The 4615-nt window shown below is 60.2% G+C and carries 3 protein-coding genes and 1 pseudogene; 1 reads left to right on the top strand and 3 read right to left on the bottom strand.

Features of this window, described 5'->3' with window-relative positions:
* The 3 genes and pseudogenes from AC5JJ6_RS00050 to AC5JJ6_RS00040 form a co-directional block, all read right to left on the bottom strand.
* Window positions 1-454, bottom strand: a pseudogene (locus AC5JJ6_RS00050) (hypothetical protein); the annotation flags it as partial.
* Window positions 455-924: 470 nt separating this feature from the next.
* On the bottom strand, window positions 925-1611 hold the full coding sequence (locus tag AC5JJ6_RS00045) for a hypothetical protein (RefSeq protein ID WP_496040077.1): 687 nt from the start codon (window positions 1609-1611) through the stop codon (window positions 925-927).
* 35 nt (window positions 1612-1646) lie between these two features.
* The gene (locus AC5JJ6_RS00040; RefSeq protein WP_496040076.1) at window positions 1647-2345 is read right to left on the bottom strand and encodes a ParA family protein; all 699 of its coding nucleotides are present in this window, start codon (window positions 2343-2345) and stop codon (window positions 1647-1649) included.
* Window positions 2346-3147: 802 nt separating this feature from the next.
* Between AC5JJ6_RS00040 and AC5JJ6_RS00035 the strand changes: the two genes are divergently transcribed.
* Complete coding sequence (locus AC5JJ6_RS00035; protein WP_496040075.1) at window positions 3148-4506, top strand: ABC transporter substrate-binding protein; 1359 nt, start codon at window positions 3148-3150, stop codon at window positions 4504-4506.
* Window positions 4507-4615: the final 109 nt, after the last annotated feature.

The raw sequence follows: 4615 nt of genomic DNA, 5'->3' as shown, positions 1-4615 counted from the left end.
AACTACCTTGCCAACTCAGGCTACGCGTTCGACTAAACCTGAAATGCTCTAGCCAATCGCGCATGGAACGGCCGAGTTCAATCTCCCGGCTGCCTGTTCGAACTGCTTCTGTTTGGAGGTAAAGCAGGATCATGCGGGCGCGGGCACCGTAAGGAACTCCAAACAACCGAGGTTGGCCGCGGCCTATCTTCATGTGACCTGGCTGGACCAGCAGCGTCACCCGATGCCCAACCTTCTTCCACACCTCATCATCGCCTAGACGCTTGTGAGGAAGAGCCGTCAAGCAGAAGCCGGTGTAGGTGATGCCGATCTTTCCGGCGTCATCGCCCATCACCTCGGCGGCAATATCCACGAGCTTTTTACGCTCAGGTTCCACCATCTGCCGTGCTTGGTCGCGGCCATGCACGAGCACAAGGCGCCGAACGCCGAAGTCGGGCTCCTCTTCGTTGCTCATGGACTCGGCCCTTTGCGTTAGAACTGTCGACCAAAAACGCGAGGTGGCCGTTCACGGTCAACGGGGCAATCACTCACCAAGCTATTTGGAAGTAGTTGAATCTGAGTCTAGTTGAAGTAGTGAGTGAATGCCCTGGGAAAACGCCGATTCCGTGAGTGACTGCCCCAGACGGATGAGCAACTGTCCCGGGGTAACAGCCTATCTTCGGGATTCTTCAAAGGGTGAGTGATTGCCCCATCTGCCGCGACTCGCGCTGCCGCAATCTCCGGGGTGGCGACGGCAGATCACCCTTGCGAGGTGAGGGGAGCCGCACCGACGGCTGGTATTCTCAGGATGCAAGAGCTCCTCCCTCGCCAGGACGGTTCGTCTCAGGAGGGGCGACTACGTCGCAGCATCTGGTTTAGTAGGCTAAGGCGTTGAGTTATCGAGCCTACTTCATGGCCTGCTGGCCCGTCCGACGGCGGATTCCACTATCCATCATCTTTCAGTGCAAGCAGCGCCTGGATCTCCTGAATCCGCGTTCTGACGCGTTCCAAGGTCTTGGCAAGCTTTGCTTCCGAACGCTTCAGTTGTCCGAGCTCCGCCCGCATCTTCACTGGATCTGGTCCCCGAGCTGTGCGCGGCGCCACACCCTCGTGCAACTTGCGGAATTCGATCAACGCATTGCGGCTGACGCTGGGTCGGATCAAGCCTTCTTTCTCGGCAATCCGCCTTTGCTCATTATTGAGCAAAGCCATTTGGTAGGCAGTGCCGTAGCTGCCAGGCAATGCATCCCTCGCTAAGTGACCAGCGTCAACCGCACGAGCGATCACCCGGAACTGGCTCGCCACTGTCTCAGAGAAGGGAAAAAGTTTCCGGAATCCTCGTTTTAGGCTTTCTCGCTCCTGCTCATCCAAAACTGCATCGACCTCGTTCAGCGCCCGGCCGATCTCAATGAATGCGTCGCGGGTCTGCTGCCACGCCACATCCACTTGGCCGCGAAGGGTAATGACTGCTCGGACCTTACGCTGGTCCGCCATCAGGCCAGTGCCAGCGAAGACCTCCTGCAACGTTGTCAGGAGGGTCTCATCTACATGGACAAGCGGCGCCATGTCGCCTTGACGCTTATCGGGTGGACTCGCACCCGGCAACTCCACGTCAGTGTCGACCTGCAGCATGGCCCGACGGGAAAGCCCTCGGACGCGGGTCGAACTCATGCGCATTCCGCCGAAACCTTACCTGAAACCTTCATGCCGGCGGCACGAGACACATAGGCCCAAAGAGCCTCAAATGTTTCATTGGCTTTTCGACTAGAAAGGTCGAGTACCGCTAAGCCCTTTCCTGCGCTGACATGGATGTCTTCCAGCATGGGAATCTCGATCGGGCAGAGTGAGCCCGCTTTGAGGAGCTTAGTTCGCACCGCGTCGTAACTCTTCACTCGGCGGTTCGCCTTGTTAAGCACGAAGCTTGCCGGTACGCCGGCGTCACTCAATGTCCGCATCCAGGGAGTTACGCTATCGACATCATCTTGAGTCGCCCCAGTTGGAACCAAGACGTGATGCGCCGCCTGGCACAAAGCAATCGCCGCACCGTACTGAATCTCAATGCTAGGCGGAGTGTCGATTACCGTCAGGTCGAATTTTGGAGCTTCACGCAAGACCGCCCGCCAATCCGCGAGCGCCATACCGACTACCGGCACCTCCAGGGTCTCGGGATAAGTTTTTCGGACAAGCTCGCGCCGCTGATGCCATTTGACGAGTGTCTGCTGGGCATCAAGATCTACTCCTTGAACCCGCGCGCCCGCGATTGCGGCCGCAACCAGAATGTTGCGGCACACGCTACTCTTCCCAACGCCTCCCTTCGGGCTGGTGACGAGCAGCACCCGCCCCCCGGCGGTCCCCCTAATACGCATCGACTCCCTTTCGGTCCTAACGTCACAACGACGATGCAACTGCTCCACTCGCATCATAGGCAAGAGTTTTACAAGGGAAAACCGGGTGCCCATTCGTATGCAGTCCCTGCGCTCTGAACAGCCAAGTTTTACAAGGGAAAACCATTGAGCAACCCGGAGAGGTTAGCTGAAGCGTCCGGTCTCCCTGTCGATTTCATATGTGCACTACAAAGCTGTGCTGGTCGCCATCGCCGCGCCGTGGGTGTAGGGTCGACCGCTGTCAAACCTGCCCGGCCTCTTCGCACCCACGACGGCTCGGCGCGATCCAAACAGGCAGCACTGCGGCCGACGGGACCACGCACGGGCCGTAGGACACCTCGGGCCGGCGCGGTCCTACGCAACCACTGAGACTACGGCGCGGTCCCTATAGATGCCAGGCCTTGAGTGCATCATCGCGCCTATTTAGCCGACTGGGTCTATGCCCCATGCCGCCGCTCCGGCCTCGACGCCACTAGGTTGCGCTACCCGACTATAGTCACTGCGTAGCTGACCCTGACGCTGTCCATATGTGGCGCGTTTCTGTGGGCTTTGGAAAAGCTGACGGCTTCCGAACAGCAAACTCGGAGTGCGGTATGGACTCGTCTGCCCCTTTGGCAATCGGAACTGGCTATTTTGGGCGCACCGAATCATGTCGTGTCTAGCCCGGCACCGCCGCACAATCACAGTTTCGGGCGGTCGTGACGCTGCCCACCACCGGGGCCATGCCCCTGCGTAAGCTTCCCTGGTGCGGCGGCACCAAGTTGTCCACTGGAGGGCGAACACCATGACACGATTTGGCATGACGCGGCGCGCTGCGTTGCGAGCAGGCATGGCGGGCGCAGCCGGGGCCGCGCTGCCCATTTGCAACATTCACAGCCAGGGTTCAGCAGGGGTACTCCGCTGCGCCTTCTGGGAACATTGGGTGCCCGCAGGCAACCACGTCATCAGCGAGCTCTGCGAGGAATGGGGCGCCAAGAACCGGGTCGAGGTGAAGATCGACCGCTTGGTCTCTGCCGGCAACCAAATCCTGCTGACTATCGCTTCCCAGGCTCTATCGCGGAGCGGTCACGACATTATCGCCATGCCAACCTGGGAGCCGTCCTCCCACGCCCGGCTGCTGGAACCGGTTGACGACGTGGTCGGGCGACTTCAGCAGAAATATGGACCCGTCAACCCGGCGGCCGAATACCTAGCGCGGCGCGACGGCGCCTGGCGCGCCGTGCCCGCCGTCGCCGGCAGCCAGATCAAGTCCGCTTGCATCCGCTACGACTTGTTTCAAGAGCATGCCGGAATTGATATTCGCGCGATGTGGCCGGCGAAAGCGGAGCGCGGCCCGGGCGCCGAAACCTGGAACTGGGATGCCTTTCTGAAGGCGGCGGAGAAGTGCAACGCCGCCGGCTATCCCTTCGCCCTGCCCATGGGTCAATATTCTGATGCGGTTGACTGGGTGGGCGCGCTGTTCCGCAGCTTTGGTGCCAGCATGATGGATGCCGAGGGGCGGGTTACGGTGCGCGGCAACAATAAGCTGAAACAAGCGGTCGCCTATCTCGTCCGGCTTTCGAAGCACCTACCAAACGACGTTTGGGCCTGGGACGATGCAGCGAACAACCGTGCGCTGATCTCCGGCAAGTCGGCTCTGATCTTCAACCCGCCGTCCGCGTGGGCGGTGGCAAAGCGAGATGCGCCGCAGGTTGCCGAGAAATGCTGGTACGCGCCCTTCCCGAGCGGAGTTGAGGGACGCTTCGCTCCATTCTTACCGTTCTTCTGGGGCATTTGGAGCTTCGCGCGAAATAAGACCGCGGCGAAGTCTCTGATAGAGTTCCTCTCCGACCGGCAGAGCGCAGAGCGGCAGTCGACGGCGACCTCGGGCTTCGACATCCCCCCCTTCCAGAGCATGTCCGACTTCCAGGTCTGGGAAACCGAGGGGCCACCGAAGGGCTTCGCTTACAACTACCCGGACAAGCCGCACCAGCAGAGCCAACTGACCGTCGCTTTCGCTCCTGCACCGGCGGATACCGCGGTGCAGGCCTATGTCCAGGCGATCAGTACCAAGATGATCGCTCGTGTGGCACAGGGTGGACAACCCATCGACGAGGCCATGGCCTGGGCCGAGGGCGAGCTCAAAAATTTCGCACGCGGTTGAGGCAAGCGGCTCAACAGCGATCGGGAGAGGTCAAGCAGCGAGCCTTCATTGGTACCCTAGAGCATTTCAGGTTTAGTCGAACGCGTAGCCTGAGTTGGCAAGGTAGTTC

The organism is Skermanella sp., from assembly GCF_059503625.1.
The sequence above is the reverse complement of the archived record's forward strand: the minus strand, read 5'-3'. Positions and strand labels throughout refer to the sequence as shown.

Coding starts and splice junctions, on each gene's coding strand:
- AC5JJ6_RS00045 (WP_496040077.1), bottom strand. CDS start 1,611: ATGCTGCAGGTCGACACTGACGTGGAGTTGCCGGGTGCGAGTCCACCC.
- AC5JJ6_RS00040 (WP_496040076.1), bottom strand. CDS start 2,345: ATGCGTATTAGGGGGACCGCCGGGGGGCGGGTGCTGCTCGTCACCAGC.
- AC5JJ6_RS00035 (WP_496040075.1), top strand. CDS start 3,148: ATGACACGATTTGGCATGACGCGGCGCGCTGCGTTGCGAGCAGGCATG.